This window comes from Halorussus sp. AFM4, from assembly GCF_051194995.1.
Classification (GTDB): Archaea; Halobacteriota; Halobacteria; order Halobacteriales; family Haladaptataceae; genus Halorussus.
Map to the genome: position 1 here is coordinate 47,268 of NZ_JBNTJT010000001.1, position 26,293 is coordinate 73,560.

22 protein-coding genes and 1 tRNA gene are annotated in these 26,293 nt (G+C 69.0%); 4 read left to right on the forward strand and 19 right to left on the reverse strand.

What is annotated here, in order from left to right; all coding sequences use genetic code 11:
* Nucleotides 1-31 precede the first annotated feature (31 nt).
* The gene (glmU, locus tag ACQUQF_RS00225) at nucleotides 32-1,213 is read right to left on the reverse strand and encodes a bifunctional sugar-1-phosphate nucleotidylyltransferase/acetyltransferase (protein ID WP_435177572.1); all 1,182 of its coding nucleotides are present in this window, start codon (nucleotides 1,211-1,213) and stop codon (nucleotides 32-34) included.
* A 452-nt stretch (nucleotides 1,214-1,665) separates the two neighbouring features.
* Here glmU and glmS point away from each other — a divergent pair, with 452 nt between their 5' ends.
* Both glmS and ACQUQF_RS00235 read left to right on the forward strand, forming a co-directional pair.
* A complete protein-coding gene (gene glmS / locus ACQUQF_RS00230; protein ID WP_435174415.1) occupies nucleotides 1,666-3,489 on the forward strand; it encodes a glutamine--fructose-6-phosphate transaminase (isomerizing) in 1,824 nt (607 codons plus the stop codon).
* Between the two features lie 78 nt (nucleotides 3,490-3,567).
* Nucleotides 3,568-4,515: a polysaccharide deacetylase family protein gene (locus tag ACQUQF_RS00235; protein WP_435174417.1), complete on the forward strand. Its 948-nt coding sequence runs from the start codon at nucleotides 3,568-3,570 to the stop codon at nucleotides 4,513-4,515.
* 342 nt (nucleotides 4,516-4,857) lie between these two features.
* Here ACQUQF_RS00235 and ACQUQF_RS00240 read toward each other — a convergent pair.
* The 3 genes from ACQUQF_RS00240 to ACQUQF_RS00250 all read right to left on the reverse strand — a co-directional run bounded on the left by ACQUQF_RS00240 (nucleotide 4,858) and on the right by ACQUQF_RS00250 (nucleotide 8,226).
* Nucleotides 4,858-4,943, reverse strand: a tRNA-OTHER gene (locus ACQUQF_RS00240).
* A gap of 79 nt (nucleotides 4,944-5,022) precedes the next feature.
* The gene (locus tag ACQUQF_RS00245) at nucleotides 5,023-7,272 is read right to left on the reverse strand and encodes a PAS domain-containing protein (RefSeq protein ID WP_435174419.1); all 2,250 of its coding nucleotides are present in this window, start codon (nucleotides 7,270-7,272) and stop codon (nucleotides 5,023-5,025) included.
* A gap of 99 nt (nucleotides 7,273-7,371) precedes the next feature.
* Nucleotides 7,372-8,226 carry a CheF family chemotaxis protein gene (locus ACQUQF_RS00250; protein ID WP_435174422.1) on the reverse strand — a complete coding sequence of 285 codons (855 nt, stop codon included), beginning with the start codon at nucleotides 8,224-8,226 and terminating at the stop codon, nucleotides 7,372-7,374.
* Nucleotides 8,227-8,376: 150 nt separating this feature from the next.
* On the opposite strand from ACQUQF_RS00250, the gene ACQUQF_RS00255 reads away from it, so the two are divergent.
* The gene (locus ACQUQF_RS00255; RefSeq protein WP_435174425.1) at nucleotides 8,377-9,405 is read left to right on the forward strand and encodes a lysylphosphatidylglycerol synthase transmembrane domain-containing protein; all 1,029 of its coding nucleotides are present in this window, start codon (nucleotides 8,377-8,379) and stop codon (nucleotides 9,403-9,405) included.
* A gap of 41 nt (nucleotides 9,406-9,446) precedes the next feature.
* Here the strand turns inward: ACQUQF_RS00255 and flaJ are convergent, their stop codons facing one another.
* From flaJ to ACQUQF_RS00330, 15 genes are all read right to left on the reverse strand, one after another.
* Entirely contained in the window at nucleotides 9,447-11,183 is a 1,737-nt protein-coding gene (flaJ, locus tag ACQUQF_RS00260) for an archaellar assembly protein FlaJ (protein WP_435174426.1), read from the reverse strand.
* Nucleotides 11,184-11,289: 106 nt separating this feature from the next.
* Complete coding sequence (locus ACQUQF_RS00265; RefSeq protein ID WP_435174429.1) at nucleotides 11,290-12,054, reverse strand: TrkA C-terminal domain-containing protein; 765 nt, start codon at nucleotides 12,052-12,054, stop codon at nucleotides 11,290-11,292.
* An 89-nt stretch (nucleotides 12,055-12,143) separates the two neighbouring features.
* Entirely contained in the window at nucleotides 12,144-13,925 is a 1,782-nt protein-coding gene (locus tag ACQUQF_RS00270) for a type II/IV secretion system ATPase subunit (RefSeq protein WP_435174432.1), read from the reverse strand.
* A gap of 18 nt (nucleotides 13,926-13,943) precedes the next feature.
* Nucleotides 13,944-14,711, reverse strand: coding sequence for an ATPase domain-containing protein (locus tag ACQUQF_RS00275; RefSeq protein WP_435174435.1), 768 nt, complete (start codon nucleotides 14,709-14,711; stop codon nucleotides 13,944-13,946).
* 2 nt (nucleotides 14,712-14,713) lie between these two features.
* Nucleotides 14,714-15,166 carry a flagellar protein G gene (locus ACQUQF_RS00280; RefSeq protein WP_435174438.1) on the reverse strand — a complete coding sequence of 151 codons (453 nt, stop codon included), beginning with the start codon at nucleotides 15,164-15,166 and terminating at the stop codon, nucleotides 14,714-14,716.
* Complete coding sequence (locus ACQUQF_RS00285; protein ID WP_435174441.1) at nucleotides 15,167-15,619, reverse strand: fla cluster protein FlaF; 453 nt, start codon at nucleotides 15,617-15,619, stop codon at nucleotides 15,167-15,169.
* Entirely contained in the window at nucleotides 15,603-17,012 is a 1,410-nt protein-coding gene (locus ACQUQF_RS00290) for a FlaD/FlaE family flagellar protein (protein ID WP_435174444.1), read from the reverse strand. Before ACQUQF_RS00290 ends, ACQUQF_RS00285 begins: the two co-directional genes overlap by 17 nt.
* A gap of 125 nt (nucleotides 17,013-17,137) precedes the next feature.
* On the reverse strand, nucleotides 17,138-17,962 hold the full coding sequence (locus ACQUQF_RS00295) for a CheR family methyltransferase (protein WP_435174447.1): 825 nt from the start codon (nucleotides 17,960-17,962) through the stop codon (nucleotides 17,138-17,140).
* 2 nt (nucleotides 17,963-17,964) lie between these two features.
* Entirely contained in the window at nucleotides 17,965-18,474 is a 510-nt protein-coding gene (locus ACQUQF_RS00300) for a chemotaxis protein CheD (RefSeq protein WP_435174450.1), read from the reverse strand.
* A 2-nt stretch (nucleotides 18,475-18,476) separates the two neighbouring features.
* Nucleotides 18,477-19,649 carry a chemotaxis protein CheC gene (locus tag ACQUQF_RS00305; RefSeq protein WP_435174453.1) on the reverse strand — a complete coding sequence of 391 codons (1,173 nt, stop codon included), beginning with the start codon at nucleotides 19,647-19,649 and terminating at the stop codon, nucleotides 18,477-18,479.
* Nucleotides 19,650-19,714: 65 nt separating this feature from the next.
* A complete protein-coding gene (locus tag ACQUQF_RS00310) occupies nucleotides 19,715-20,329 on the reverse strand; it encodes a chemotaxis protein CheC (RefSeq protein ID WP_435174455.1) in 615 nt (204 codons plus the stop codon).
* Between the two features lie 124 nt (nucleotides 20,330-20,453).
* Nucleotides 20,454-22,673, reverse strand: a complete 2,220-nt coding sequence (locus ACQUQF_RS00315) for a chemotaxis protein CheW (protein ID WP_435174457.1) — start codon at nucleotides 22,671-22,673, stop codon at nucleotides 20,454-20,456.
* Nucleotides 22,674-22,679: 6 nt separating this feature from the next.
* Nucleotides 22,680-23,717: a chemotaxis-specific protein-glutamate methyltransferase CheB gene (gene cheB, locus ACQUQF_RS00320; RefSeq protein ID WP_435174460.1), complete on the reverse strand. Its 1,038-nt coding sequence runs from the start codon at nucleotides 23,715-23,717 to the stop codon at nucleotides 22,680-22,682.
* Nucleotides 23,714-24,076, reverse strand: a complete 363-nt coding sequence (cheY, locus tag ACQUQF_RS00325) for a chemotaxis protein CheY (RefSeq protein WP_435174462.1) — start codon at nucleotides 24,074-24,076, stop codon at nucleotides 23,714-23,716. Before cheY ends, cheB begins: the two co-directional genes overlap by 4 nt.
* A gap of 147 nt (nucleotides 24,077-24,223) precedes the next feature.
* Nucleotides 24,224-24,784 (reverse strand): chemotaxis protein CheW, encoded by a 561-nt coding sequence (locus tag ACQUQF_RS00330; RefSeq protein ID WP_435174465.1) that lies wholly within the window; start codon nucleotides 24,782-24,784, stop codon nucleotides 24,224-24,226.
* Between the two features lie 93 nt (nucleotides 24,785-24,877).
* Here ACQUQF_RS00330 and ACQUQF_RS00335 point away from each other — a divergent pair, with 93 nt between their 5' ends.
* Complete coding sequence (locus tag ACQUQF_RS00335; RefSeq protein WP_435174468.1) at nucleotides 24,878-26,275, forward strand: hypothetical protein; 1,398 nt, start codon at nucleotides 24,878-24,880, stop codon at nucleotides 26,273-26,275.
* Nucleotides 26,276-26,293 lie beyond the last annotated feature (18 nt).

Here is a 26,293-nt window from a genome sequence, read left to right on the forward strand (position 1 = left end):
GGCCCGTGCAGGAGCCCGAAGCGATCTGATTCTACCGGTCGCGCGTGACCGTCTCGCCCGGCGGGACGCCGACGCCCGGCGAGAGCTTTGTGCCGACGTTGAGCGCGACGTTGATGCCCGTCTTCGCCTCGTCGCCGGCCACGACGCCGAACTTCCGGCGGCCGGTCGAGACCCGCTCGCCCTTGACCGTGAACTTCACGGGCCGGTCGTCGTGGCGGAGGTTGGCGACGTTGGTGCCCGCGCCGAAGTTGACGTCCCGACCGAGCACGCTGTCGCCGACGTAGCTCTGGTGGCCCACGGTCGCGCCCGACATGAGCACGCTGTTCTTGACCTCGACGTTGTGGCCGACCTTCGCGTCTTCGTCGACGAGCGTCGCGCCGCGGACGTAGGCGTTCGGTCCGACACTCGCGCCCGAACGGATGAGAGCAGGTCCCTCGACGACTACGCCGGCGTCGACCGTCGCGCCCTCCTCGACGACCACGTCGCCACGGAGGTCGGCGTCCCCGTGGACGTCACCTCGGATTTCTCGATCGAGTTCGGCGAGTTTCCACTCGTTGGCTTCCAGCAGTTCCCAGGGCCGACCCACGTCGAGCCACCGTTCGAGTTCGACCGCCGAGACCTCGAACTCCTGGATGGTTCGGGCAAGCACGTCGGTGATCTCGTGTTCGCCCCGCTCGCTTTCCGGGACGTCGAGCCACTCGCGCGCCGCCGCCGGGAAGACGTAGGCCCCGGTGTTGGCGAGGTCGGTCGGCGGGTCGGCCGGCTTCTCGACGATGTCGGTGACCGCGTCGCCGTCAGTCGATAGCACGCCGTAGTTCGAGGGGTCCTCGACCCGGCGGGCGCCGACCGCGGGACCGCCCTCGAACAGCGCCGCGACGCCCGCAGGGTCGTAGAGGTTGTCGCCGTTGAGCACGGCGAACTCGCCGTCGAGGTGCTCGCGCGCTGCCCGGACCGCGTCGGCGGTCCCGGCCTGGGACTCCTGGACCGCGTACCGAACGGGAATGCCGGCGTACTCCTCGCCGAAGTAGTCCCGGACCGCGTCGGCCTCGTAGCCGACCACGAAGACGAGTTCGTCCGCGCCCGCGCGCACGGCCGCGTCGGCCGCGTGGGCGGCCAGCGGCCGGTCGGCGGCGGGCAGCATCGGTTTGGGGAGCGAGTCGGAGAGCGGTCGAATCCTCGTCCCCTCGCCGGCGGCGAGGACGACCGCCTGAATGCTCTCGGCTGTCATCGTGGGAACGACTCGCGGCGGAGACTTTGTTACCACGTCCTTGCGGGCGGGTAAGTGTGAGGTACCGGACCGGTGCCGGCGAATTCTCCCGGATAACGCGGACCCGAAGCCGACGAATCGAACCGGTAGGGACCGTGAAAACCGACCGGCCGGTGGTAATAAGTTCGGCCTACACGCGAGCATCGCTCGACCTGCCGGGCAATCAGCGAGCGTATAACAAAGGGGGCAGGTGGCAATCTGTCGAACAGTACCCGCTTCAGTACGATGGGGCGGTCGGGACGGTAAATGCGCGATGGACTAACCCGTGCGAACGATAGGCACAGGTTACGCGCCTGACCGCAGGACGCCGTCCCGAACGAACGATCGCACTACGAACCTCTAACCATGATAGCTACCAATCCGATGCCGACTACCGAGACGCCGGAGGTGCGCCGCTGATGTGCGGAATCATCGCCCGAATCGGCGGCGACGACGACGGCGCCGTCGACGAACTGCTCACGGGACTCGAGAACCTCGAGTACCGCGGCTACGACTCGGCCGGGCTGGCCGTCAAGAACGGCGGCGGCCCCGAGGTGTTCAAGCGCGAGGGCGAGATCTCGAACCTGAAGAGCGCGCTCGCGAACGAGGTGCCCGACGGCGGGCTCGGCATCGGCCACACCCGCTGGAGCACCCACGGCCCGCCGACCGACGCCAACGCCCACCCCCACACCGACTGCACGGGCGACGTCGCGGTCGTCCACAACGGCATCATCGAGAACTACGACGAGCTCAAGGCCGGGCTCCGCGCACGCGGTCACGAGTTCGAGAGCGACACCGACACCGAGGTCATCCCCCACCTCGTCGAGGAGGAGCTGGCCGCGGGCGCCGACCCGGAGACCGCGTTCCGGACGACCCTCTCGAAGCTCTCGGGGAGCTACGCCGTGGCGATGATCACCGAGCGCGACCACGCCGTCTACGCCACCCGGCGGGGCTCGCCGCTGGTGCTGGGCGTCGACGACGGCGAGTACTTCCTCGCAAGCGACGTGCCCGCGTTCCTCGACTTCACCGACGACGTCATCTACCTCGACGACGGCGACGTGGTCGTCGTCGAGCCCGACGGCCACCGCATCACGTCCGCGGACGGCGAGACGGTCGAGCGGTCGGTCCAGACGGTCGACTGGGACCCCGAGGACGCCGGCAAGGGCGGCTACGACCACTACATGCTCAAGGAGATCCACGAGCAGCCCGCCGCGCTCCGCCAGACCCTCCGGGGCCGGGCCGACCCCAGCACCGGCGAGATCAGCCTGGAGGACTTCCCGCCGGGCGCCTTCGCGGACGTCGACCGGGTCCAGTTCGTCGCCTGCGGGACGAGCTACCACGCCGGCCTGGTCGGCGCGCAGTACCTCTCGAACGGCGGTGTGCCGGCCCAGACGTTCCTCGCCAGCGAGTACGCGACCGCCCAGCCCCCGGTCGACGAGGACACGCTCGTGATCGGGGTGACCCAGAGCGGCGAGACCGCCGACACGCTGTCGGCGCTCCGGCGGGCCAACGCCTCGGGCGCGACCACGCTCGCGGTGACGAACGTGGTCGGGTCGACCGCGGCCCGGGAGTGCGACGACGCGCTGTTCATCCGGGCCGGCCCGGAGATCGGCGTGGCCGCGACCAAGACGTTCTCCTCGCAGGTGGTGTCGCTGGCGCTGCTGAGCGAGCGACTCGTCCGGGACGTGACCGGGTCGCGCAGCGACGACGCCCGCGCGCGACTCGAGGCGCTGTCGGAGCTGCCGGGCCACGTCCAGCAGATACTCGACTACACCAGCGCCCGCCGGGTGGCCGAGGAGTACCGCGACAGCGACGCCTACTTCTTCATCGGCCGGGGGCTGGTCCGGCCGGTCGCGCTGGAGGGCGCGCTGAAGTTCAAGGAGATCTCCTACGAGCACGCCGAGGGGTTCGCCGCCGGGGAGCTCAAGCACGGCCCGCTCGCGCTGGTCACCCCCGACACGCCGGTGTTCGCGGTGTTCACCGGCCGGGACGACGAGAAGACCCTCGGCAACGTCAAGGAGGCCGAGGCCCGGGGCGCGCCCGTGGTCGCGGTCGCCAGCGACGACCAGGAGGCGGTCCACCAGTACGCCGACGAGGTGCTGACCATCCCCGACACCCACCCGGACGTGGCGGGCGTGCTGGCCAACGTCCAGCTCCAGCTGCTGTCGTACCACGCCGCCGACCTGCTCGGCCGGGCCATCGACAAGCCCCGAAACCTGGCCAAGAGCGTGACCGTCGAGTAGAAACCCGGGATTACCGTGCAGAACTCGCCTGAACGGTCGGCCCGATTTACTCGCCGACCCTCCGATAGCCACGATACGATGGGTTCTGTCGTACTCTCCCTCGACGCCGAACTCGCGTGGGGGTTCCACGACTACGAGACGATGCCAGACGACCGGGTCGGGGAGGCCCGCGAGTCGTGGCTCCGACTGCTCGAACTGCTCGACGACTACGACGTCCCGGCGACGTGGGCGGTCGTCGGTCACCTGCTGCTGGACTCCTGCGACGGGGAGCACGCCGACCACCCGGTCGACGACCACTGGTTCGAGCGCGACCCCGGCACGTGGGAGGGCCGGGACGACCGGTGGTACGGCGAACAGCTGGTCGACGCGATCGAGGACGCCGACGCCGACCACGAGGTGGGGAGCCACACCTTCTCGCACGTCGTGATGGACGAGGTCTCCCGGGAGGTCGCGGCGGCCGAGATCCGGGAGTGCGTCGAGCTCGCCGAGCGCCGGGGCGACTCGCTGGACTCGCTGGTGTACCCCCGCAACTACGTGGCCCACCGCGACGTGCTGGCGGCCTACGGCGTCAAGTGCTACCGCGGCAACCAGCCCCGCCGGTGGTACGACCGCGGGCTCGCCGGCTCGGCCGCCAAGCTCCTCGGGTGGCCGACCGGGGCGGTCTCGCCCACGCTGGTCACGCCCGAGAAGGACGAGTACGGACTGGTCAACGTCCCGGCCTCGCTCTACCTGTTCTGCTTCGAGGGCCGGGCCCGGTCGGCGGTCGAGCGCGTGGCCGGCGACCCCATCGTCAGCATGGCCAAGCGCGGCATCGACCGCGCCAGCAGCGAGCAGGGGGTGTTCCACATGTGGCTCCACCCGAACAACCTGACCGAGGAGCGGGACTTCCGGCGGATGGAGGCCATCCTCGAACACCTCGCGGAGGTCCGGGACACCACCCCGCTGTCGGTCCGGACGATGGGCTCGATCGCGGCCGACTTCAAGGACGACGAGCCGCTCCCCCGCGAACCGATCGGTCCTCGGTAGGCCGGGAACCGAGCCGTCCCGTTCCGGATTCGGACGCCTCCTTTCGTCCTCGACTCCGGCCCGTCTCACCACCTCCGTCGCAGCTGTCGCTCGGCGATGAAACGCCTCGCAGGAAAGCGGCGGATGTGGAAGGGGCGGGAGTCGAACTCACGGTCGGAGCAAAGCTCCTCCCTGTTCGCAGGTTCGCGGTGCTCACCTCCGAACGACGAGACGGTCCGGGCGTGCGGCCCTCCGGGCCGTTCCGGGCTGCGACTCGTCTGCTCGACTCCCTTCCGAACCCGATTACGACTCACAGAGTGGCGAGCGCACCGGGCGCTCGCCGTGATGTTCGTCACAAGGATGTGGAAGGGGCGGGAGTCGAACCACGCGAAGCCTGAAAGGCTGCCACCGGGCGGACCGGTGGTGCTCTCCCACTGAGCTACCCTTCCTCGTCCGGACGTCCGGTCGCCAGTGCCTTTGTTATGTCGCTCGTGAACGACCGCAATCGGCGCCTCCGTCTCGCGGGGGTCACTCGTCGGCCTCGCGGGTGTCGACCCGGGAGAACTCGAACCGGGCGCCGCCGTCTGCGCTCTCGGTCGCCTCGACCGACCAGCCGTGGGCGTCGGCGATGGACTCCACGATGGCGAGGCCGAACCCCGTGCCGTCCTCGTCGGTCGTGAACCCGTGGTCGAACACGTCCTCGCGGGCGTCCGGCGGGATTCCGGGCCCGTCGTCGGCCACGTAGAACCCGTTGCGGTCCTCGAGGACGCCGACCGCGACCCGCGACGGCGAGTCGGCGTGCTCGACCGCGTTGCGGAACAGGTTCTCCAGCAGCTCGCGGAACCGGGCCTCGTCGGCCTCGACCACCGCGTCGTCGGGCAGGGTCAGGCTCGCGTCCCCGGTGTCGACCGTCTCCCACGCCTCCCCGGCGGCCGCGGACAGCGCGACCAGCTCGGGGTCGTCGACGACCTGGCCCTGCCGGGCGAGCGTGAGCAGGTTCTCGACCAGCCCGTCCATCCGGTCGAGCGACCGGCCGAGGGGCGCGAGGTGGTCGCTGTCGCACTCCTCGGTCAGCAGCTCGAACCGGCCGAGCGCGACGTTCAGGGGGTTGCGGAGGTCGTGGCTCACCACGCTGGCGAACTCCTCCAGCCGCTCGTTCTGGCGGGCGAGCTGGCGCTCGCGCTCCTTCTGCTCGGTGATGTCGACGTAGATGGCGAACGCCTCCGACTCGGCGCCGCCGGCCGAGGCGGTGTGGAGCAGGAAGTCCCGCTCGCCGTCGCGGGTCATCCGGCTGACCTCCTCGCCCTCGATGCGCTGGCCCCGGCTGACCCGGTCGTTGAGCGACTCCCCCCGGCGCCGGCGGTCCGGCGGCAGGATGTAGTCGTCGACCGAGTCGCCGACGATGGCGTCGCGGTCCCAGCCGAACACGTCCTCGAACGCCGGGTTGACCGACCGGCAGACCGCGTCGAGATCGTCGATCTCGTAGCGGACCACCGCGTTGGGCACGTTCTCGAACAGCGCGGCGAACCGGTCGCGCTCGGCCCGGAGCTCGGTCTCGGTCCGGATCCGGGCCAGGGCCTCCGAGACGTGGGCCGCCAGGAGCTCGGCCAGCTCGCGGTCGTCCGCGTCGAACCCGTCGGGCTCCTTCGAGACCGCCTGGAACACCGCGAAGTCGCCGACCGGGACGGTCAGCGCGGACCGGTACTCGCTCTCGGCGGGGACCACGTCGGTCTCGCGCAGGTCCCGGACCAGCGACGACTCGCCCTCGCGGTACGCCCGGGCGGCGAGGTTGCCCTCGGTCTCGACCGGCGTCTCCTCGTAGTAGCCGTCGGTCGAGAGCACCTTCGAGACCGCCTTCGTGACGAGGACGCCGTCCTCGTGGGCGTCGACGGTCGAGAGGTCGAACTCGAGTATCTCCTCGGCGGCCTCGACGGCGAGGTCGTAGACGGCCTGCTCGGTCTCGCAGGCGACTGCCCGGGCCGCGACGTCGTGGAGCGCCTCGATCTTCCGCTTGGCGTCGCGCAGCTCCGACTCGGCCTCGCGGCGCTCGGTGACGTTCCGGAAGTACACCGACAGGCCGTCCTCGGCGGGGTAGACCCGGACCTCCAGCCACGTTCCGGGCCGGAGCCTCGACTCGGCCTCGACCGTGACCGGCTCCTGGGTCTCGAACGCCTCGCGGTAGGCCCCGAAGAAGGGCCCGCCGCCGTCGGCGTCGAACGCCTCGCGGATGTCCTCGCCGACGAGGTCCTCGGGGTCGCGGCCGAGGAAGTCGGCCGCCCGCTCGTTGACGTAGCGGAACCGCCAGTCGTCGTCGAGGCCGAAGAACGCGTCGGTGATGCGCTCGAAGATGCGCCGGATCTGGCGGTCGGCCCGGGCGGCCTCGCGCTCGGCGCGGTACTGGGCCACCGCGTTCTCGACCCGGTTGGCCAGCACCGCGTACTGGTCGGTGCCCGTCTCCTTCTGGAGGTAGTCGGTGACCCCCGCCGAGATGGCCTCGCTGGCGATCTCCTCGCTGCCCTTCCCGGTGAACAGCACGAACGGCAGGTCGGGGTCGACCGCCCGCACCCGGTCGAGGAACTCCAGCCCGTCGACCACCGGCATCTCGTAGTCGCTGACGACGCAGTCGACCGCGCCGTCGGACACGTGGGCCAGCGCCTCGGTCGGGTCGGTCTCGACGACCGGCTCGATGCGGTCGCTCGCCCGCTCGAGGTACGTCGCGGTCAGGTCCGCGATGGCCGAGTCGTCGTCCACCAGCAGGACGCGGATGGCGTTCCCCATGCGATGGACACCGTTACCGAGTAACGGTATAAAAATCCACAGGTCTCTTGCGGGGAGAGAGGCGGAAGCGGCCCCCGGACCGACGGCTCGCGGGCGAGCTCACGTGTTGACCGTCTCGATGCGGTCGCTGACGAGCAGCTGGCCCTGCGCGGTCAGCGACAGGCCCTTCTGGCCCTCGTCGACCAGCCCCTTCTCCCGGAGGTCGTTGAGCAGCATCGTCACCCGGCTGGAGTCGACCCCGAGCGTCCCGGCGAGGTCGCCGCTCCGGGCGCCCGAGTAGATGGCGACAAGCGCCTCCATCTCGTCCTCGGAGGTGGTCACGTCCTCGACCTCCTTGGCGAGCGCCGAGTACTCCAGCCGGAGGTACCGCCCCAGCAGGTTGAGCTTGCGGTCGCTCTCGAGGGCGAACTCCGAGGTCACCGACTGGCCCTGGTCGGCGTGGCGGACGACCAGCACCGACCCGCCGTCGCGGTCCTCCTTCTGGAAGTACGTGACGTTGGCGAGCTCCACCGTCACCGGGTCGTCGCCGGCGAACTCGACCGCGCCGGGCCGGATCTTGAGCTTCGCCGGCCGGAACGGCGCGTCGGTCACCCGACCGCCGACCCGGGCCGGGTGCTTGACCCTGGCCGCGGTCCCGCTGAGCTGGGCCTTGAACAGGACGGTCTTGAACCGCGAGACCTCCTCGCTGCCGGCCTCCACGACCGCGGTCCTGCGGCGGTCGCCGTCCCGGTACGCGATGGTGATGGTGTCCTGGAAGAACGCCTCCATCTCGGCGGGGACGTGGCCGACGTTGACGTCGAAGATGGCCGAGAGCGGGACGGTGGTCTTCGACCCGTCGGTCGCCAGGACCAGACGCTTCTGGCTGAGGACGATCCGGCCCTTCGCGGGTTCGGGCGAGTCGAACGTGTCGAGGCTGAACCGTGCGACGAAGTCGGCGATGACCTTTTCGGACATGGTTGGCGAGCGACGCCTGCGGTCTCTCTACTCAGCAATTCTCAGTAGGGGTAAATATTTTTTCGGTCCCGGGAGCGCTCGACGTCGGGATTCGACCGCCACGCGGGGAGCCAAGAAGCCTAACTGTCTCTCGCCCGTTTCGTGGTGTAGATGTCGACCGAGACCTCCGGGGAGGTGTTCGACCGGCGCACCACGGTCAAGGTCCTCGCCGGGTTCGCAGTGGCGCTGGTCCTCATGTACTTCTTCGGCCGGGTCATCGGCTGGAACGAGATACTCCGGACGTTCCGGAACGCCGACCTCCGGTGGCTCGGACTGGCCTGCCTCTCGACGGTGGTCTCGCTGGTCGTCTGGGCCAAGTCGTGGGACGTCATCCTCGACACCGTCGACGTCGAGGTCCCGTTCCGGAAGATCGTGGTCACCTACTTCGCGGCCACCTTCGCCGACTACGCGACGCCGTTCGGCAAGGCCGGCGGCGGCCCGTTCATCGCCTACGTCCTGGCGGCCGACACCGAGGCCAACTACCAGGACAGCCTCGCCAGCGTCGTGACCGCCGACCTGCTCAACCTGCTGCCGTTCTTCACGTTCGCCGGGCTCGGCACGCTCGTGCTCCTGATACAGGGCGCGGTGCCCAGGCAGGCCGAGCTCCTGGTCGCGGCCCTCGGTGCGATGGCCATCGTGCTGCCGGCGGTCATCTACGGGTCGTACCGCCGCCGCGACTTCGTCGAGCGACTCGTGATGAAGGCGGTCGGGCCGATCGCCAGGCGCGTGGACCGGATCGACGCCGACAGCATGCGGGAGCGGCTCGACGAGTTCTACGACCTCGTCGACCGGATCACGGACAACCGCCGGCAGCTCGCGCACACGCTGGTGTACGCGTACGTCGGCTGGCTGTTCTTCGCGGCGCCGCTCTGGTTCGCCGGCCGGACGCTGGGCGTCGGCGCACAGATCGACCCCATGCTGGTGCTGTTCGTCGTCCCCGCCAGCTCGCTCGCCGGGGTCGTCCCCACGCCCGGCGGCGTCGGGGGCGTCGAGTTCGCGCTGGTCGGGCTCCTGGTCGCGCTGACCGCGCTCCACGCCGACGTCGCCGCGAGCGTGGCGCTGGTCTACCGCGTGGCCAGCTACTGGTTCGGGCTGGCGGTCGGCGGCCTGGCGGCGTTCTTCGTGATCCACCGGACGTAGCGCGGCGACGGCCGGGCCGCGTCGGGACGGGTCGACCGGGCTCAGACGTTCAGGAACGACCCGACGACGACCCTGGTGAACACCGCGATGGCGCTCGACATCCACGTCAGGAACACGAAGTGCATGTAGGAGTTGACCTTGTGGCCCCCGTCGGCGATGCGGACCATCAGCGCCGACAGCACCGCGTTGAGCAGGGTGATGATGACCAGGAGGTACTCGATGGTCGGGATGTCGTACACGTTGGTGTGGATGATGGTCGTCACGTCGAGCTGGCTGCTGTTGAGCCCGATCGACATGCCCGCCAGCACCTCGACGATCTCGAGGCCGATGAAGAACGCGAACGTCGACGCCGCCGTGATACCGTAGAGGACGCCGATGAGGGTGACCGTCGACTGGGCGCGGCGCTCCCGGAGCTGGAGCACCTCGTTCATGTTGGCGGCGATGAGCTCGCCGAGCTGCTTGGGGTCCCCGCCCATCTGGCGGCCGACCAGGAACATCTCGGAGAACTTCTGGATGAGGTACGACCGGGAGTCGGCGGTGAAGTGACGCCACGCCATCGCGGGCTCGATCCGCATGTTGAGCCGCTTGTAGAGGTCGTCGACGTTCTCGGTCAGCGCGCCGAAGTTCTTGCCGCGCAGGCTCTCGAGGACCTTCGTGGTCGTGGACTGCTTGGCGCTCTCGGTCGCGCCGAGCGCCCGGATGAAGCTGGTGAACTCCTCGTCGCGCTCCTTGATCTGCTCCTCCTCCTTGCGGGCGACCAGGCCGGGGATCAGCAGCGGCGTCGACGGGATGGCGGCGTAGAACGGCAGGGGGATGGCGTCCGGGTCGACGCTCGTCCGACCCAGCAGGATCAGCAGGCACACGCCCATCGCGAGGAACGTCAGCAGGATGCCGACCGCGACCGAGATGCGGATCCGCCACTCGGTGTCGGTGGTGGTCCCCTCGGGGTGGTACCAGACCGGGTCGTACGGCGCCGTGGTCCGGATCATCACGAGGAAGCCGGTCTGGACGAACGCGAACATCACCACGACGGCGCTGACCGTCATCGTCGGGTTGGTGCCGGTCAGGATTGGCAGGACGGTCGCGAACACCAGCGCGAACGTCACGGACAGCACCATCGAGAGGTAGAGGTCCTTCATCACCTCGAGGTTCTGGAGCGACCCCTCGTAGATGGTGACGTAGTTCTGGATGACCACGTCCTGCTCGCTCAGCAGGAAGTCCTGGATCTCCTGGCCGGCGTTGATGGTGTAGGCGAGCCGGTCGAGGAAGTCGGCGAACGGCTTGCTCGGGGACTTGTTCGCCCGGATGCGCAGGGCGTCGTCGAGGCTCTGGTTCCACGTGTCGACCAGCTGGGTGATGCGGCGCATCTCCTCGGCCAGCGCGCCGTACTCCTCCTCCTCGCCGAGCGTCCGGAACACCTCGACGCGGTCGATGTTCGCGGTCGAGAGGATGGTCATGTGGGTGATGAACAGGTGGAGGCTGTCCTCGATCTCCTTGCGCTTCTGGTCGCGCAGGATCTTGGGGTAGATGACCGCGACCCCGAGCGACAGCAGGCCGAGCAGCGGGATGGGGCCGCGGATGAGCAGCGGGAAGTCGGTCAGCAGGAACGCGACGACCGTCAGCAGGAAGAAGGCGATCGCGGGCGCCACCACGAGCGTGAGGTATCGGCCGACCGGCGTCTCCATGTGCCGGTAGGACTCGATGGTCGAGGACGCGAAGCTGGCGAGCAGGTCCTTCGCGTCCGGTGGGTTCTCACCCGATTGCTCGTTGGTCGCCATTGTCGTCGGTCGAACCGCGGGTGTTCGCGGGGTTTTCGTCCCACCTTCATCTCTCTTTCCCTCGGAATATTTTTACTGATAATCGTCTGACCTTTCGATCTCTCGCTCACCGCCGTTCGTCGACGAGCTCAGCCTCGTCGGCCTGCACCCGCTCGTGGTCCGCCACCGCGTCGGCCCGCGCCCGGTCGTCGCCCGCCTCCCTGCCGGCGAGTTCCCGCAACCGGTCTTCCCTTCCGTACACGACGACCACGTCGCCCGGCCGGACCTCGAAGTCGGGTCGGGGCGCGCCGACGTAGGTGTCGTCCCGCCGGACCCCGAGGACGAGCACGCCCTCCGCGGGCAGGTCGAGGTCGGCGAGGGTCTCGTTCGCGAGCCAGTCGCCGTCCCCGACGTCGACCTCGGCGACGCGGTACTCGCGCTGGAGACCGAGGACGCGAGTGTAGTCCCGGAGGTCGAGGTCGGTCGTGTGCTCCAGCGCCCGCTCGATCAGCGGGGTGGCGAGGCGATTGAGCCACCGGCTCCGGGCCAGCAGGATCACTCCACCGACGCCGCCGACCACCAGCGCCAGGCTCCGAAACCGGTCGACGCCGGTGCCGGTGAACGACAGCACCAGCGACGAGACCGCGCTGATGAGCCCCAGGCTCCCCAGCCGGATGAGCGCCTTCACCACCTTGCGGCGTCCGGGCGTCTCGACCGTCCGCTCGGCCTCCTCCGTGGTGTAGCCGGCGCCGGAGAACGCGGAGGTCGCCTGGAACGACGCGACGTCGGGCGACAGCCCGGTCATGCGGAGCGCGACCGAGCCCACCCGGATGACGACCAGCGAGACCGCGAAGATGACCAGCAGCGAGAGGATCGGATAGAGGTTGACCATGGGGCGTGTCCCTACTCCGGCGAGCGTGTAAAGCGTGTCTGCCTCGCCGAATCCGGAAGACGGACCGACCGACGTCGGAGACGGGGCCGTCAGTCGAACGACCGGTGGATGTCGAACGGGAGCCCCTCGACGCCGTCGCGCTGGAACGCCTCGATGGTCTCGTTGACCTCGTGGTAGCCCAGTACGTTCTCCTCGATCATCCGCTCGAACACCTCCGCGCGGAAGTCGAGCTCGTCGTAGATGTCGCGGGTGTTCTCGTAGCCGAGCAGGGTCGCGATCTGCTCCTCGAGCACGTAGGAGTTGTTCATCCCCTGGAAGACGATCTCGTCCTCGACGGGGTCCCAGTAGAACGACTGCCGGGTGACCACGCCGCCCATCTCCTTGGAGTAGCCCTCGATCTCCTGGACCGAGGTCACCCGGCGCAGCACGTCGTCGCCCTGCTTGACCCGGTTCTGGAACAGCGCCACGTCGGCGTTGTCCATGAACGTCTCGGGGATGTTGATGGGGTCGCCGGTGAACCGCTGGATCATCGAGACGATGTCGCTGGCGTGGAACGTCAGCATCACGGGGTGACCGGTCTGGGCCGCCTGGAACGCCATGCGACCCTCCTCGCCACGGACCTCACCCACGATGATGTAGTCGGGACGGGAACGCAGCGCGGCCGCGACCAGGTCGAACATGTCGACGTCCGAGGAGTCCTCGCCGCCGCCCTCCCGAGTCAGGAGCTGCTGCCAGGTGTCGTGGGGCGGCAGCACCTCGGCGGTGTCCTCCGCGGTGTAGATCTTCGAGTCGCGGGGGATGAACGACATGATGCAGTTCAGCGTCGTGGTCTTGCCGGACGCCGTCTCCCCGACCACGAACACCGTCTGCTCGTTCTCCAGGCAGAGCCAGAGGTACGCCGCCAGCTTCGGCGACAGCGTGCCCCACTTGGTGATCTGGGCGACCGACAGCGGCGTCCCCTCGCCCTGACGGATGGTGAGGCTCGGCCCCTTCAGGCTCACGTCGTCGGAGTAGATGATGTTGATACGCGAGCCGTCGGGCAGGGTGGAGTCGACGATGGGGTCGGAGTCGCTCACCGGGTCGCCGATGCGCTCGCCCATGTTGCGCAGCCAGTTGTCGAACCGGTCGGGCGACCCGAAGTCCACGCTGGTCCCCAGCATCCCGAACGTGCCGTGGTCGACGTACGTCTCGTGGGGACCGATGACGTGGATGTCCTCGTTCGCCGGGTCGCGCATGATGGGTTCGAGCGGCCCGAACCCGACGATGTCGCGGTTGAGCCGGTACCGGATGTTCTCGTAGGTCTGCTCGGACACCTCGTAGGTGCCGATGTTGGTGTAGTCCTTGACCACCCGGACGATGTCGTCGGTCGAGAACGTCCGGACGCCCTGCTTGAAGTCGTTGTACGAGACGTTCTTGATCCAGTCGAGGATCTGGTCGGCCGAGAGGTTCCGGAGGTTGGCCCGACCGCCGCCGTCGCCGTCGTTGACCAGCACGGTGTCGTCGAGCAGCTCCTCGATGCGGTCGTCGTACTCGGCCTCGTCCTGGGGCGCCGGCTTCTTGACGCTCTTCTCCAGGATCTCGCCCCGGACCTTCCCGAACAGCTCCTGCTCGGTGCCCGACAGCTCGGGCTCGACCGCGTAGTACTCGGTGTCCTGGCCCACGTCGCCGTAGACGTGGCAGTAGATGGGACCGCCGACCGGGTAGATGACGTTGGGCTTGTCGGCCTCCCACTCGTCGCTGGGCTCGTCGATGAGCCGCGGGAACTCCCCGGTGAACTGCTTGAACCGCTTGAGGTAGTCCCGCAGGTGGGGGCGGCGCATCGCCACTTCCCGGAGGTCGTCCTGGATCTGCGCGGTCCCGTGTTCGGTCATAGTGGGTGTGAGCGGTCGTCAGGCGACGCTGCGGCTCTCGATGACGATCCCGGCGTCGGCGCGCACCGAGAACCCGATGGTGTCGCCGACCTGTTCGCCCATCCCGGCGAACCGCTTGACCGAGATGTTCCGGCGCACGTCGTTGCCGACCTCGACCATCTGGAGCTCCATGAACACGTCGGCGATGGCCCGGAACGGGCCGATGGCCTCCTCGTCGACGGTCGAGGGGTCGACCGTGAGCACGATGACCTGCCCCTGCGAGACCAGGTCGCGGAAGAACGAGATGATCTCGAGGGCGGCCTGGCGCTCCTCGTTCTGTCGGATGAGCGCCTCGAACATGGGGTCGTTGCGGAGGATGGCGTCGAACGTGTCGATGATGATGACGTCGGCGTTCCACATCGCCTCGGCGTTCATCAGCCGGTTGAGCAGCTCCTTGCGGTTGCCGTCGTCGTCCTCGCTCGGCCGGGTGAGCCGCCGGCCGCTCCCGGTGTCGACGTCGGCGTGGAGGAAGAGCAGCCGTTCGTCGAGCAGGTGGTCCTCGACGCTGTACGACAGCGAGTGCATCTGGTCGATGAACCCGCCGATGGTGAGCTCGGTCGACAGCAGCGTGACGCTGTGGTCGGTCTCGCAGAGCCCGTAGCTGAACCGCTGGCTCATCGCCGACTTGCCGGCGCCGTAGTCGCCCTCGATGAGGACGATGGAGCCCCGCGGGATGCCGCCCCCGAGCTCCTGGTTCAGTCGGTCGTGGTCTTCGAGGCCGAGCGAGTAGAGGTTGTCTCGTGTCATGGTTAGGTTCTGAACTCCATTGTCTCCTCGTCGCCGTTGACGATGACCCGCACGCGGTGGTCGCCGCTGTTTAGCGTCCCCGTATCAATTTCGAGCTGGGCGACGTTGCCGACCATCCAGGTCTCGCCGTCCGCGATCGTCATCGTCACGTCGGTCTGCAGCTGTCCGTCGACGAGCACGTCGACCTGGTCGCTGTCCGCCGCGAGATTCAGCGACCCGGTGTTCTTCACCAGCAGTGTCACATTTTCGTTCCCGGAGCTGTTGTAGATCACACCGCTACCGGGGTCGCTGATGATCTCGATGTCCGTCCTGACGTCCTTCGCGACGTCGAGGCTCCTGTCGCCGAGCGCCGACGAGAGCCGCTGGACGCCCTGGGTGAACGTGCCCGCGACGCTCGCGGCGATGAGCAGGCTGGCGATGAACAGGATGAGGTGCGAACTGGAGACGCTGGCCACTCAGACCACCTCCGCCTCCGCGGACGCGGAGACGCCCGACTCGGTCACGACCTTCACGCGGACCGGCGCGGAGGTGAGGTTGTCCTCGAAGTAGAGGGACTCGCCCGGCAACCAGAGGTCGGTGTCGGTGTCCCCGTCGACTGCCAGCGTCTCCATACTATCATGAGACGTGTAAGTCCCATTTATAAGGATGTCGGTGTCCTCGACGGACAGCGTCGTGGTGCCGGTGTTGTTGACCGTGACGTTCAACTGGAGGTCGCCGCCCTGGTTGGCGACGTGAGCGTCGGCGATCTCGATGGCGGTGTTCTGCTGGGAGAGCTCCTTGTCGGCGGAGTCGCGGTAGGCGTCGTTGACCGCCTCGACGCCGTTGTTCACCGCGGCGTGGGCGATTCCGAAGCTGATGACGATGCCCAGGAACAGGACCACGGTCGCGCCGCTAACGCTGAATCCCATCGCGCCCACCTCGGATCTGCGCGCAGTGTTCGACGATCTTCCGTTGGACGGCGTCGCCGGTCAGCTGGCTCAGGAAGGTGAGGCTCTGGATGTGGTCGTCGACCTCGAGCGTCGCGGGCCCGGTCTCCTCGGTGTCGACCGAGTCCACGTCTGCGAATCCGCTCACGAACGCCAGCAGTTCCTCCTCGACCGACTCGCTGATCCACCCGATGTCGCCGTAGTACTCGACGGTCCGGACCGCGTCCTCGGGGCCGAACTCCGTGACGAGGAACTCGAGCCACTCCATCACGACGAGGTCCGAGACGTAGCCGTTCGGCAGCTCCGCGAGGTAGGGCTTGCCGCCCCGGCCGGCGCTTCCGGTCGTCGCGGCAGGTTCGGCGGTCCCGGTCGTCGCGGGTTCGGTGTCGGCGGGCTCCTCGAACTCGAAGTCGCCGTCCTCGGGCTCGTCGGTCGCGGTCTCGGGTTCGACCGCCGGCTCGGGGTCGATCTCGCCGTCCGGGGGCGCCTCGCCGTCCTCCTCGGCCCAGTCGGCCTCGCCCGACTCGTACTCCTCCTTGAGCTCGGCGAACGTCGACCCGCCGGCCTGGCCGCCGCCGCCGTCGTCGCCGTCCTCCTCCGGGGCGTCCATCGCGGCGTCCTCGCCGTCGAGGGCCTCGTCCGGCGAGTCGAAGCCGAGGTCCTCGGCGTCGTCCTCGAAGTCGTCCTCGTCCTCCTCGAACTCCTCCTCGTCGAAGTCGTCGTCGAAGAAGCTCTCGGCCTCGGCGTCGGCGACGTCGGAGTCGAGATCCTCCTCTTCCTCGTCCTCCTCCTCGTCGCCGTCGAACAGGCCGAACCCGCCGCCGCCCTCGCCGAAGGCGTCGCCGCCGCCCATGCCCCCCTGCTGGACGTCGTCGACGAACGGGTTCACGCCGCGGGTCACCATCTCGTAGATCTCGAGCAGCTTCCGGACGTTCTCCTCGGTCTCGTCGACCTTCGAGCTGATCTGCTCGTTCTCGCTCCGGACCGTGCCGACCGTCGAGGAGATCTCGGCGACCTCGTTCTCGAGTTCGTCGATCCGATTCTCGAGCTCCTGGGTCGGTCCCCCGCCGCCCATCCCGAACTCGTCGTCGCCGCCACCGCCGTCCGCCCAGTCGTCCATCCCGTCGTCCATTCCCATTCCGTCGTCCATCCCCATCCCCTCGTCCATCCCGCCGAAGTCGTCCATCTCGCCGTCCGCGTCGTCGCCCATGCCGTCGCCGAAGAGGTCGTCACCCATCTCGGCGTCGCCGCCACCGCCGCCGTCGGCTTCGACGCTATCACCTTCCTCTTCGTCCATGAAGTCCATGATACCCATGCCGACCAAGCCCGTCCCGAGGAGGTAAACGAACTGGTCGCCGAGACCGATAAGTTTCATTGTCGTCAACAGCGAACTTCCGACACATTAATCTTCCCCCTGAGTTATCAGCGATGATACTGTCGAGACGCCCGCCGTAAATCCGGAGTAGAGGGCCTAGTAATACAGTATAGATCCGGTCACCCTCAGATGTCTACACTGTCTACTTTCCGGTATATCCGGAGTCGCCTGGCCACCGGCTCGAACGCCGGCTTGAGCAGTTCCGGCAGCGTCTCGGTCTTCCCGATGACCAGGTAGCCGCCCTCGGACAGCGACTTCGAGACCGTCTCGAGGATCGGCAGCTTGTGCTCGGCGTCGATGTAGATGAAGAGGTTCCGACAGACGACCAGGTCGAAGTCCGACTTGGGGTCGCCGCTGATGAGGTCGTGGCGCTCGAACGAGACCGGCTCCTTGACCGCGTCGGTCACGGCGAACCGGTCGCCGTCGCGCTCGACGTACCGGTCGAACTCGTCGAGCGGGGCGAGCTGCTCGCCGATGTCGGTCGTGCGCGTGTTGCGGTAGACGCCCTGGCGGGCCGCCGCCAGGATCTCGCGGTCGATGTCGGTCGCGGTGATCTCGACGCGCGAGTCGTCGACCTCGGGGTCGTCGAGCGCGAGCATCGACAGCGAGTAGGGCTCCCGGCCGTCAGAGCACGCCGCGCTCCAGAGCCAGAGCCGGTCGCGCTCGGTCGAGAGCGCCCGGAGGACCGACCGGACCTCCTCCCAGACCTCCGGGTTCCGGAAGAAGCTGGTGACGTTGACCGAGAAGGCGTCGAGCAGCGCCTCCTGCTCGGTCTCGTCGGCCGCGAGCAGTTCGTGGTAGTCGGCGTAGCCGTCGGCGTCGGACCGGCGCATCCGCGACGAGACCCGGCGGTCGAGGTAGGCGTCGTCGTAGTAGCTCGTGACGAACCCCAGTTCGGCCTCGACGTAGTCGAGCAGCGCCTCGAACGCCTCGGCGTCGGCGTCGTCCACCGTCACAGGTCCTCGACCCCCCGGTGGGTGCTGGTGACCCTGAGCGTCCCCGTCTCCGGGAACAGCTCGAGCGACCGACCGTGGCCGCCGCCGACGTCCTCGGCGACGACCGGGACGCCCCGGTCGTCGAGGGCGGCGCGGACCCGCTCGACGTTGCGGTCGCCGACGGCCTCGCTGACGCCCGAGAAGTCGAACATCTGGCTGCCGCCCGCCAGCTTGGCCTCCGCGGCGTCGACGTCGCCGCCCGCGGCCTCGAAGGCCTCGAGCAGTCGCTCGACGCCGAGGCCGGCCGACTTGGCCGGCTTGCCCCGGTCGTTGCCCGAGTCCTCGGGCAGCATGACGTGGGCCAGTCCGGCGACGCCGGCGGTCGGGTCGGCGACCGCGACGCCGACGCAGGACCCGAGCCCGCTTGTCGTGAGCCGGGTGTCGCCCTCGGCGACGGCGAGTTCGGCGACGCCGACCCGCACCCGCTCGGGGGAGTCGTCGGCGAATGAGTGTCGTTCGGCCGTCATGCTCATAGTGACCCCGCTCTGGTCGTCCGCTCGGCCGTCGCGTCCGGGTCGATGTCCGCGAGCGCGGCCCGGAGCTCGGACTCGTCGGGCAGCGCGTAGATCTCGCAGTCGAACTCCCGGTCGGCGGCCCTGAGCGTGGCGTCGAACAGGAACGCGAACGACTGGCGCCGGCCGAGCCGGGCCACGACCGACTCGGCGACCGCCCGGCCCTGGTCGTGGACGAACTGGGGCGGCGAGATGTCGATGGTCGCGTCGAGCACGTTGGCCCACCCGTCGACGAAGCTGCTGGTCATCACGTTGCCGATCTCCTCTATCGCCGACCGCTGTCGGCCCTCGAAGGTCGCGGCCGGCTCGGCGCCGGGGACGAGCGCGTCGACCACCTCGCGGGCCGACGCCTCGTCGAACAGTATCAGGACGTACCCGCCGAGCGGTCCCTCGAACTCGAGGACGACGCCGACGTACGTCTCGTCACGCAGCTCCGCCGGCACGTCCTCGATGGGGACGAACCGCAGTTGGCTGATGTCGACGTCCGTGTCGATGCCGGTCATCGCCGACACGCTGTCGGAGGCGGTCCCCGCGCCCGACCGGGCCATCCTGCGGAGGGTGGCCAGCTTCTCGACCGGGATCTCCTCGTCGCCGCCCGCGAGCATCGCCCGCATCGAGTCCGGTTCGGGGAACATGTGGAACTCGAACTCCAGGGCCTCCCCGATCGCGCTGACCCGGCTCCGGAAGACGAACGCCCGGTCGCGGTCGAACTCGACCGCGTCGAGCAGTCGCTCGCCGTCGCCCTCGACGTACTCGGGCGGCGAGATGTCGATGGTCGTCTCGAGGCGGTCGGCCCACCCGTCGACGAAGCCGCTGGTGACGACGTTGCCGACCTCGGCGACCGCGCTCTCCTCGGCGCCCGCGGACGGCATCAGGGTGTCCAGCAGCCGCTCGGCTCCCGCCGACGAGAAGGTCAGCAGGCTGGTGCCGTCGATGCCGCCCTCGAAGTCGACGAGGACGCCGACGCGCTCGTCGGCGCGCCGGAGCTCGTCGGCCGAGGCCAGCGCCACCTCGGTCACGTTGACCGCGGTCTCGATGCCGGTCATCCCGGTGAGGTTCTCGGCGGCGCGCTCGGCGCCCGCCTGGGCAGTCCTGCTGTACGTTCCGAGCGATTCGACGTCGACGTTCATGGTTCGATGCTCCCGACCGCAGTCATTCGATCTCCCCGTTCATTTGGATGTTCGTTCCCCTGATCTCATATCTCGATCTGCTGCATCAGCGCGACCAGTTCCTCCAGTTCGGGGAAGGTGTACACCTTCACCTCGACGTCGGCCTCGCGAGCGTGCACGCGCGAGTCAAAAACTAGAGCCATCTCGTCGGGCCGCGTGCCGACCAGGTTGTCGACCAGCTTCGACCCCGCGCCGTAGGTGAACTTCGGCGTCGAGATGTCGATGGTGGTGTTGAGCACGTTGGCCCACCCGTCGATGAACCCGCTGGTCATGATGTTGCCGATCTCCTGGACCGCCGACCGCTCCATGTCGGAGAACCCCTGCGAGGAGGGGTCGGCGCTCCCCGGCAGCATCCCGGTCGCGAGCTTCTTGGCGCTCTTGGCGCTGAACAGGAACAGGATGTAGCCGTGGGGCGGTTCCACGAGTTCGATGTGGGTGCCGACCTGCTTCTCGTGACCGACGTGGGTCTTGATGTCCTCGATCTCGAGGAAGTTGATCTTGGTGATCTCCATCTCGGTCTCCATCCCCGTCATCTGGTTGAGGTGGTTGGCGACCGTGTTCGCCCCCTCCTTGGCCATCTGGTTGAACAGGTTCAGCTTTCGTATGTCGACTTGCAAGTTTCGTGAGTCACCTCTGCTCATGGTCTCGGTCCTCTCGTGGGGTCAGTCGTAACTAGTCTCGGCGCCGGTGCTCCCCAGACTGCGTCGCGGGCGCGACGCAGGCCGACGACGAACCCGGACCCGGACTGGACTCCGACCGACCCCATCATAGCGTCTCCACGTCGAGTATCGTCACCACGTCGCCCTCGCCGAGGACCGCCGCGCCCGACAGTCCGGGGATGCCAGACAGGATGCCCTCGAACGGCTTGACGACGACCTCCTCCTGGCGGCTGACGGCGTCGCAGTGGATGGCGACCTTGCGCTCGGACTCCTTGACCCGGACGAGCATGCCGTCGCCGTTCCTGGTCTCGCCGGGGACGTTCAGCGCGTCGCCGAGGCGCACGAGGGGGTAGACCGTGTCGTCGTGGGTGACGACCTCCTCGCCCTCGACGGTCTGGACGTCCTCCATCCGCCGGATCTCGTCGACGTTCTTGATCGGGATGCCGTACTCCTCGTCGCCCGACTGGACGAACAGCACCTTCACGATGGCGACCGTCACCGGCAGCGAGAGGCTGAACGTCGTGCCCTCGCCGGGCGCGCTGTCGACGCTGATCTCGCCGTCGAGCCGGGAGACGGTGTCCTGGACGACGTCCATGCCGACGCCCCGACCCGAGACGTCGGTCACCTCGTCGTTGGTCGAGAACCCGGCGTGGAACACGAGCTTCTGGGCCTCCTCGGTGTCGAGCTTCTCGGCCTCCTCGCGGCTCATCACGCCCTTCTCGACCGCCTTCGACCGGATGGCGTCGGGGTCGATGCCCCGGCCGTCGTCCTCGACCTCGATGGTCACGCGGTCGCGCTCGCGGAAGCCCCGGAGCCGGATGGTGCCCTCCGCGTCCTTGCCGGCGGCCTCCCGCTCCGCGGGCGGCTCGATGCCGTGGTCGACCGCGTTGCGCAGCAGGTGCATCAGCGGATCGCTGATCTCGTCGAGGATGGTCCGGTCGAGCTCGATGTCGGTCCCCTCCATCGCGAAGTCGATCTCCTTCTCCTGCTCGCGGGCGAGGTCCCGGACCAGCCGCGGGAACTTGTTGACCACCTTCTTGAGCGGGACCAGCCGCATGTCCATCACGGTGTCCTGGAGGCTCGAGGTGATCTTGTCGAGCTCGTCGAGGTGGTCCTCGGCGCTGTCGAACTGGGCCTGCTCGACCGACCGCCGGAGCTTGATCCGGCTCGTGACCAGCTGCTCGACCTGGCCGTGGAGGTCGTCGAGCTGGTCGACGTCGACGCGGACCGACTGTATCTCCTCGATCTCCTGGGTCGCCGAGCCGCCGGCGTCGGCCGACGACTCGTCGCCGCTCGACCCGGACGCGTCGGCGGTCGAGTCCGGACCCCCGGCGGTGGCGTCGTCGGTCGACGCGGTCGTGTCGACGACGTCCGCGTCGGTGAAGCCGTCGTCGGAGGTCGCGCCGTCACCGGTCCCGGCCTCCGGCTCGGCCGCCGAACCGCCGGGCTCCGTCGCGGACGCGCTCTCCACGTCGATCTCGTCGACGTCCAGCGCGGTCACGGTCCCGCCGTCGATCTTGCCGACCGACTCGACGACCGCCTCGACCTCGCCGGCGCTGTCGGCGGCGACGAACGCGTCGAAGCCGTCGTCGTACTCGCCGTCGTTGATGGCGTCGACGTCGGGAACCGTCCCGAGCAGGTCGAGGTCCTCCTGGAGCCCTTCGAGCGCGAACATGCCGTCGACGCCCTTCATCTGGGGGTCGCCCATGTCGACGTCGACGTGGAACACCGGGCCGTCGGCGCCCGCCAGCGCGGCGGGGTCCTCGAACTCGCCGACGGGGGCGCCGTCGACGTCCGACCGGTCGTCGGTGTCGCCGGACTCGCCGTCCGACTCGTCGTCGTCCGACGCCTCGGCGGTCGCGTCGGCGTCGTCGCCGGACCCGGTTTCCGGTTCGGCGTCCGGGCTCGCACCGTCGTCGCTCGCGGCGGCGGCCCCGTCGTCGGCCGCGGCGCCGCGTTCGATGACCGCCCGGATCTCCTCGATGGTGTCGTCGGGGTCGATGTCGGACTCGCCGTCGTCCTCGATCTGGTCGAGCGCGCGGTCGATCTCGTCGACGCCCGCGAACACGAGGTCCATGATCTCGGGCGTGACGTCCATCCGGCCCTGCCGGATCTCGTCGAGCAGGTCCTCGATGGCGTGCGCGAGGTCGCTGGCGTCCTGGAACCCCATCGCGCCGAAGTTGCCCTTCAGCGTGTGGGCGGTCCGGAAGATGGAGTCCATCGCGGCCTCGTCGCTCGGGTCGTCCTCCAGTTCGAGCAGGGAGTTGTTCAACTCCGTGACGTTCTCTTCGCTCTCGCGTATGAAGTCCTGAATGTAGTCTTCCATGTGTTGTCACCCGTTCGCGCTGATCGTGTCGAGGATCGCCTGGCCCATCTCGTCGGCCGGCCGGACGTCGTCGACGCACCCGGTCTCGATGGCGCGGGCCGGGATGCCGAACACCGAGCAGGACGCCTCGTCCTGTGCGAGCGTCGCCCCGCCCGCGGCCTTGATCGCCTCGATGCCCGCCGCGCCGTCCGACCCCATCCCCGTGAGCACGACCCCGGTCAGGGGGCCGTCGACCTTCTCGGCGGCGGTCTCCATCGTCACGTCGATGGCGGGCCGGACGCCGTGGAGCTGTTCGTCCTGCTGGAGGCGGACCCGGATGCGGCCGTTGCCGTAGCCGGCGACCTCCATGTGGTAGTCGCCCTTCGCGACGAGCGCCTCGCCGCCCGAGATGCGGGCCCCGTCGGTGGCCTCGCGGACGTCGTACTCGCTCCGGCGGTCGAGGCGGTCGGCGAACCGGGCGGTGAAGCCGTCGGGCATGTGCTGGACGACGAGCACCCGGAGGTCGGCCGAGAGCGGGAGGCTCGACAGCACGCGCTCGACCACTCGCGGGCCGCCGGTCGAGGCCCCGACGACCAGCGTCGGGTTCCGGACGTACCGGTGGTCGGTCTCCAGCGGGCCGGAGGTCGTGTCGACGTCGTCGACGGACGAGGGATCGGCCCGGGTCGCCGACTCGACCTTCGCGACCAGCGCGTCGCCGTGGGCCGAGATCTCTGTCGAGACCTCGCCGCCGGGCTTGGCGAGGAAGTCGACCGCGCCCTTCTCGAGCGCCTCGAATGTGGCCTCGGCGCCGTCCTCGGTGTGGGCCGACAGCATCAGGATCGGCGTCGGGTTCGTCGCCATGATCTCCTCGACGGCCTCGATGCCGTCCATCCGGGGCATCTCGACGTCCATCGTCACCACGTCGGGGTCGTGGGTCTTGACCGCCTCGACCCCCTCGGCGCCGTCGCTGGCCTGCGCGACGACGTCGATACCCCCGTCCTCGAGGATGTCGGCGATGACCGTCCGCATGAAGTGCGAGTCGTCGACGACGACGGCCTGGGTCATGCTGAGATGACGTCCTCGATGGCGTCCATCACGCTGGGTTTCTGGAAGGGCTTGGTGATGTAACCGTCCGCGCCCGCCTTGATGGCGGCCTTCATCTTCTCTTCCTGACCGATGCTGGTGCACATGATGATGTTCGAGTCGGGGTCCTCCTCCTTGATCTCGGACGTGGCCTCGATGCCGTCGCGGATGGGCATCACGATGTCCATCATCACGAGGTTCGGGGCGTGCTGCTCGTAGAGCTCGACGGCCTCGACGCCGTTCTCGGCCTCGCCGACGATCTCGAACTCCTCCTCGAGTATCTCTCTGAGTAGATTCCGCATAAATTCCGAATCGTCCACGATGAGTACGTTTTTCGCCATGCGATGGTCACCTACGCGCTGGTTTGAAACGGGGTGAAATAAATTCTCCCCTCCGATTATCACGATTGATGCTCGTCCGAACCCGCCGGTCAGCGGCGGTTCGGCGGGGTCGGTCGGCCGGATTCCTCGCGGCGTGAACGCGCACCGTCATTTCAACTGCCCGATGATGGCGTCGATGTCGATCCAGACCACGAGGTCGAGCCCGTCGCCGTTGGGCTTGCGGATGACCCCGCGCGAGACCTTCTCCTCGATGCCCCGGGTGTCGAGGTCGGTGAGGTCCTCCTCGGTGTCGATGTTGCGCTCGGGGTGGTCGGTGACCTCCAGCACCTCGTCGACCCGGATGCCGATCTTCTGCTTGTCGTCGGCCCGGTCGAGCACGAGGACGTTCTGCTCGTCGCCCTCGGGCGCGTCGCCGTCGTCGTCCATCCCGAGGAACGTCCGGGGGTTGATGATGGCGGTGGTCTCGCCCCGGAGGTCCATCACGCCGTCGATCGAGTCGGCGGTCCGGGGGATTCGGGTCACCTTCTTTATCTCCACGATGCTGTCGACCTCGTCGATGTCGACCGCGCAGTAGTCGTCGCCGAGGCGGAACTCCACGACCTGTCGGGTCGGGACGTTCTCGACCTCCGGCGCGTCGGTCTCGTCCGTGCCGTCACCGGCGTCGGCGTCGGTTTCCTGTACCTCCATGGCGCTCTCTATCTGGACCATCGAACCAGACCACATAAAACCCGGCCTCGCCTCTCGGAGATGATAATCGGGGTCGGGGAAACGTACTTGTCGACGGGACGTAACGACAGACGCATGACTCGTCCCCGTCGCGCCCCCGACTCTCCCCTCCGTGCCTCCCGGCTCGCGGCGTGGCTGGTCGCCGCGACCCTCCTCGCCGCGACGCTGCTCGTCACCACCGCCCCGGCCGCGTCGGCCCCGCCGCCCCGACCGCTCTGCGACGCCTGCGGCGACTCGTTCGAGGCGACCGCCGCGTCCCACGGCGTCGACGTCGACGTCGAGCGAAGCACCGCGACGGTGTCGGTCCACCGGAACGGAACCGCTACCTGGGCGGTCCGGAACCGCCTGACCGACACCGACGGGCTCGCACGGTTGCGGGCGAACGCCAGCCTCCGGGCCGAGGTCGCCGACCGGGCGATGTGGGACGCGGAGTTCCTCGGCGCCGGAGTCTCGGAGTCGGGCGTCCTGACGCTGCGCTACCGCGAACCCGGGTTCGCCGAGCGGTCGGTCGGCGGCGTCCTCCGGTCGGGCGCGTTCACCGAGGCCCACGGCTACCGCAACCTCGACGGCCTCGGCGCCGACCGCCTGGCGGTGATCGCTCCCGACGGGATGCGGGTCGACTGGACCGTACCCGGCGCGACCGTCGGCGACGACGGCAGGCGGACGACGCTGACCGGACTCGACCGCTACGGGTTCGTCACCTTCGTCCCCGAGGGCGCGACGCTCGGCCCGGCGCTGAGTCTCCTCGCCGCGGCGTCGCTGCTCGGTCCGGTCGTCGCGACGAATCTCCTGACGAGGGTCGCCGTCCCGACCGCGCTGTTCGGCGCCTTCGTCGCGGCGGCGTGCGGCGGGCTCGCCAGACTCGACCGGCGAGTCGAGCGCGTTGCGGAGCGGGCCGGCGTCGCTCTCGCCGGCCTGGGCGCCCTCGTCGTCGTGCTGGTACTCGGGCCGCCGGCCGGCGGCGTCTCGCTCCTCGGCGGGGCTGGTGCGCCGGTGTTCGGCGTCGGCGTTGCCGCGGTCGGGTTCGGCGCGGCGCTCTCGCGGCCAGGCGTCCGCGAGCGGCTGACCTACCGACGGCTGGTCGGCGGCGCCGCGCTGGGCGTCGTCGCGGCCGCCGGGTCGACGCTGGCCGCCGCCGTCGCGTTCGACCGGAACGGGCTGACGCTCTCGTTTCTCACCGGCCTCCCGCCGCTGGTGCCCGTGTTCGCGCTGCTCCCGGCGGGCTACGCGCTCGGCGCCGGCGACCGGCGGCTGGCGGTCGCGACGGCGACCGTCGGGTTCGCGGTCTCGCTGCTCCCGTTCGCCTCGCTGTTCACCCCGACGGCGCAGTTCGGGCCGGTCGTCGTCCTGGTGGCGGCCGCGTACGCCGGCGCCATTGCAGTCGTCGGGGCGCCGCTGCTCGTCGTGGGAGTGGCACTGGCCGAGTCGTCGCCGGAGGACCCCGCGACCGGCGCGCCCGGCGGGCGTCGGTAGCGGTTGCTCGGGCCCGTT

Coding starts and splice junctions, on each gene's coding strand:
- glmS (WP_435174415.1), top strand. CDS start 1,666: ATGTGCGGAATCATCGCCCGAATCGGCGGCGACGACGACGGCGCCGTC.
- ACQUQF_RS00235 (WP_435174417.1), top strand. CDS start 3,568: ATGGGTTCTGTCGTACTCTCCCTCGACGCCGAACTCGCGTGGGGGTTC.
- ACQUQF_RS00245 (WP_435174419.1), bottom strand. CDS start 7,272: ATGGGGAACGCCATCCGCGTCCTGCTGGTGGACGACGACTCGGCCATC.
- ACQUQF_RS00250 (WP_435174422.1), bottom strand. CDS start 8,226: ATGTCCGAAAAGGTCATCGCCGACTTCGTCGCACGGTTCAGCCTCGAC.
- ACQUQF_RS00255 (WP_435174425.1), top strand. CDS start 8,377: ATGTCGACCGAGACCTCCGGGGAGGTGTTCGACCGGCGCACCACGGTC.
- flaJ (WP_435174426.1), bottom strand. CDS start 11,183: ATGGCGACCAACGAGCAATCGGGTGAGAACCCACCGGACGCGAAGGAC.
- ACQUQF_RS00265 (WP_435174429.1), bottom strand. CDS start 12,054: ATGGTCAACCTCTATCCGATCCTCTCGCTGCTGGTCATCTTCGCGGTC.
- ACQUQF_RS00270 (WP_435174432.1), bottom strand. CDS start 13,925: ATGACCGAACACGGGACCGCGCAGATCCAGGACGACCTCCGGGAAGTG.
- ACQUQF_RS00275 (WP_435174435.1), bottom strand. CDS start 14,711: ATGACACGAGACAACCTCTACTCGCTCGGCCTCGAAGACCACGACCGA.
- ACQUQF_RS00285 (WP_435174441.1), bottom strand. CDS start 15,619: ATGGGATTCAGCGTTAGCGGCGCGACCGTGGTCCTGTTCCTGGGCATC.
- ACQUQF_RS00290 (WP_435174444.1), bottom strand. CDS start 17,012: ATGAAACTTATCGGTCTCGGCGACCAGTTCGTTTACCTCCTCGGGACG.
- ACQUQF_RS00300 (WP_435174450.1), bottom strand. CDS start 18,474: ATGACGGCCGAACGACACTCATTCGCCGACGACTCCCCCGAGCGGGTG.
- ACQUQF_RS00305 (WP_435174453.1), bottom strand. CDS start 19,649: ATGAACGTCGACGTCGAATCGCTCGGAACGTACAGCAGGACTGCCCAG.
- ACQUQF_RS00310 (WP_435174455.1), bottom strand. CDS start 20,329: ATGAGCAGAGGTGACTCACGAAACTTGCAAGTCGACATACGAAAGCTG.
- ACQUQF_RS00315 (WP_435174457.1), bottom strand. CDS start 22,673: ATGGAAGACTACATTCAGGACTTCATACGCGAGAGCGAAGAGAACGTC.
- cheB (WP_435174460.1), bottom strand. CDS start 23,717: ATGACCCAGGCCGTCGTCGTCGACGACTCGCACTTCATGCGGACGGTC.
- cheY (WP_435174462.1), bottom strand. CDS start 24,076: ATGGCGAAAAACGTACTCATCGTGGACGATTCGGAATTTATGCGGAAT.
- ACQUQF_RS00330 (WP_435174465.1), bottom strand. CDS start 24,784: ATGGTCCAGATAGAGAGCGCCATGGAGGTACAGGAAACCGACGCCGAC.
- ACQUQF_RS00335 (WP_435174468.1), top strand. CDS start 24,878: ATGACTCGTCCCCGTCGCGCCCCCGACTCTCCCCTCCGTGCCTCCCGG.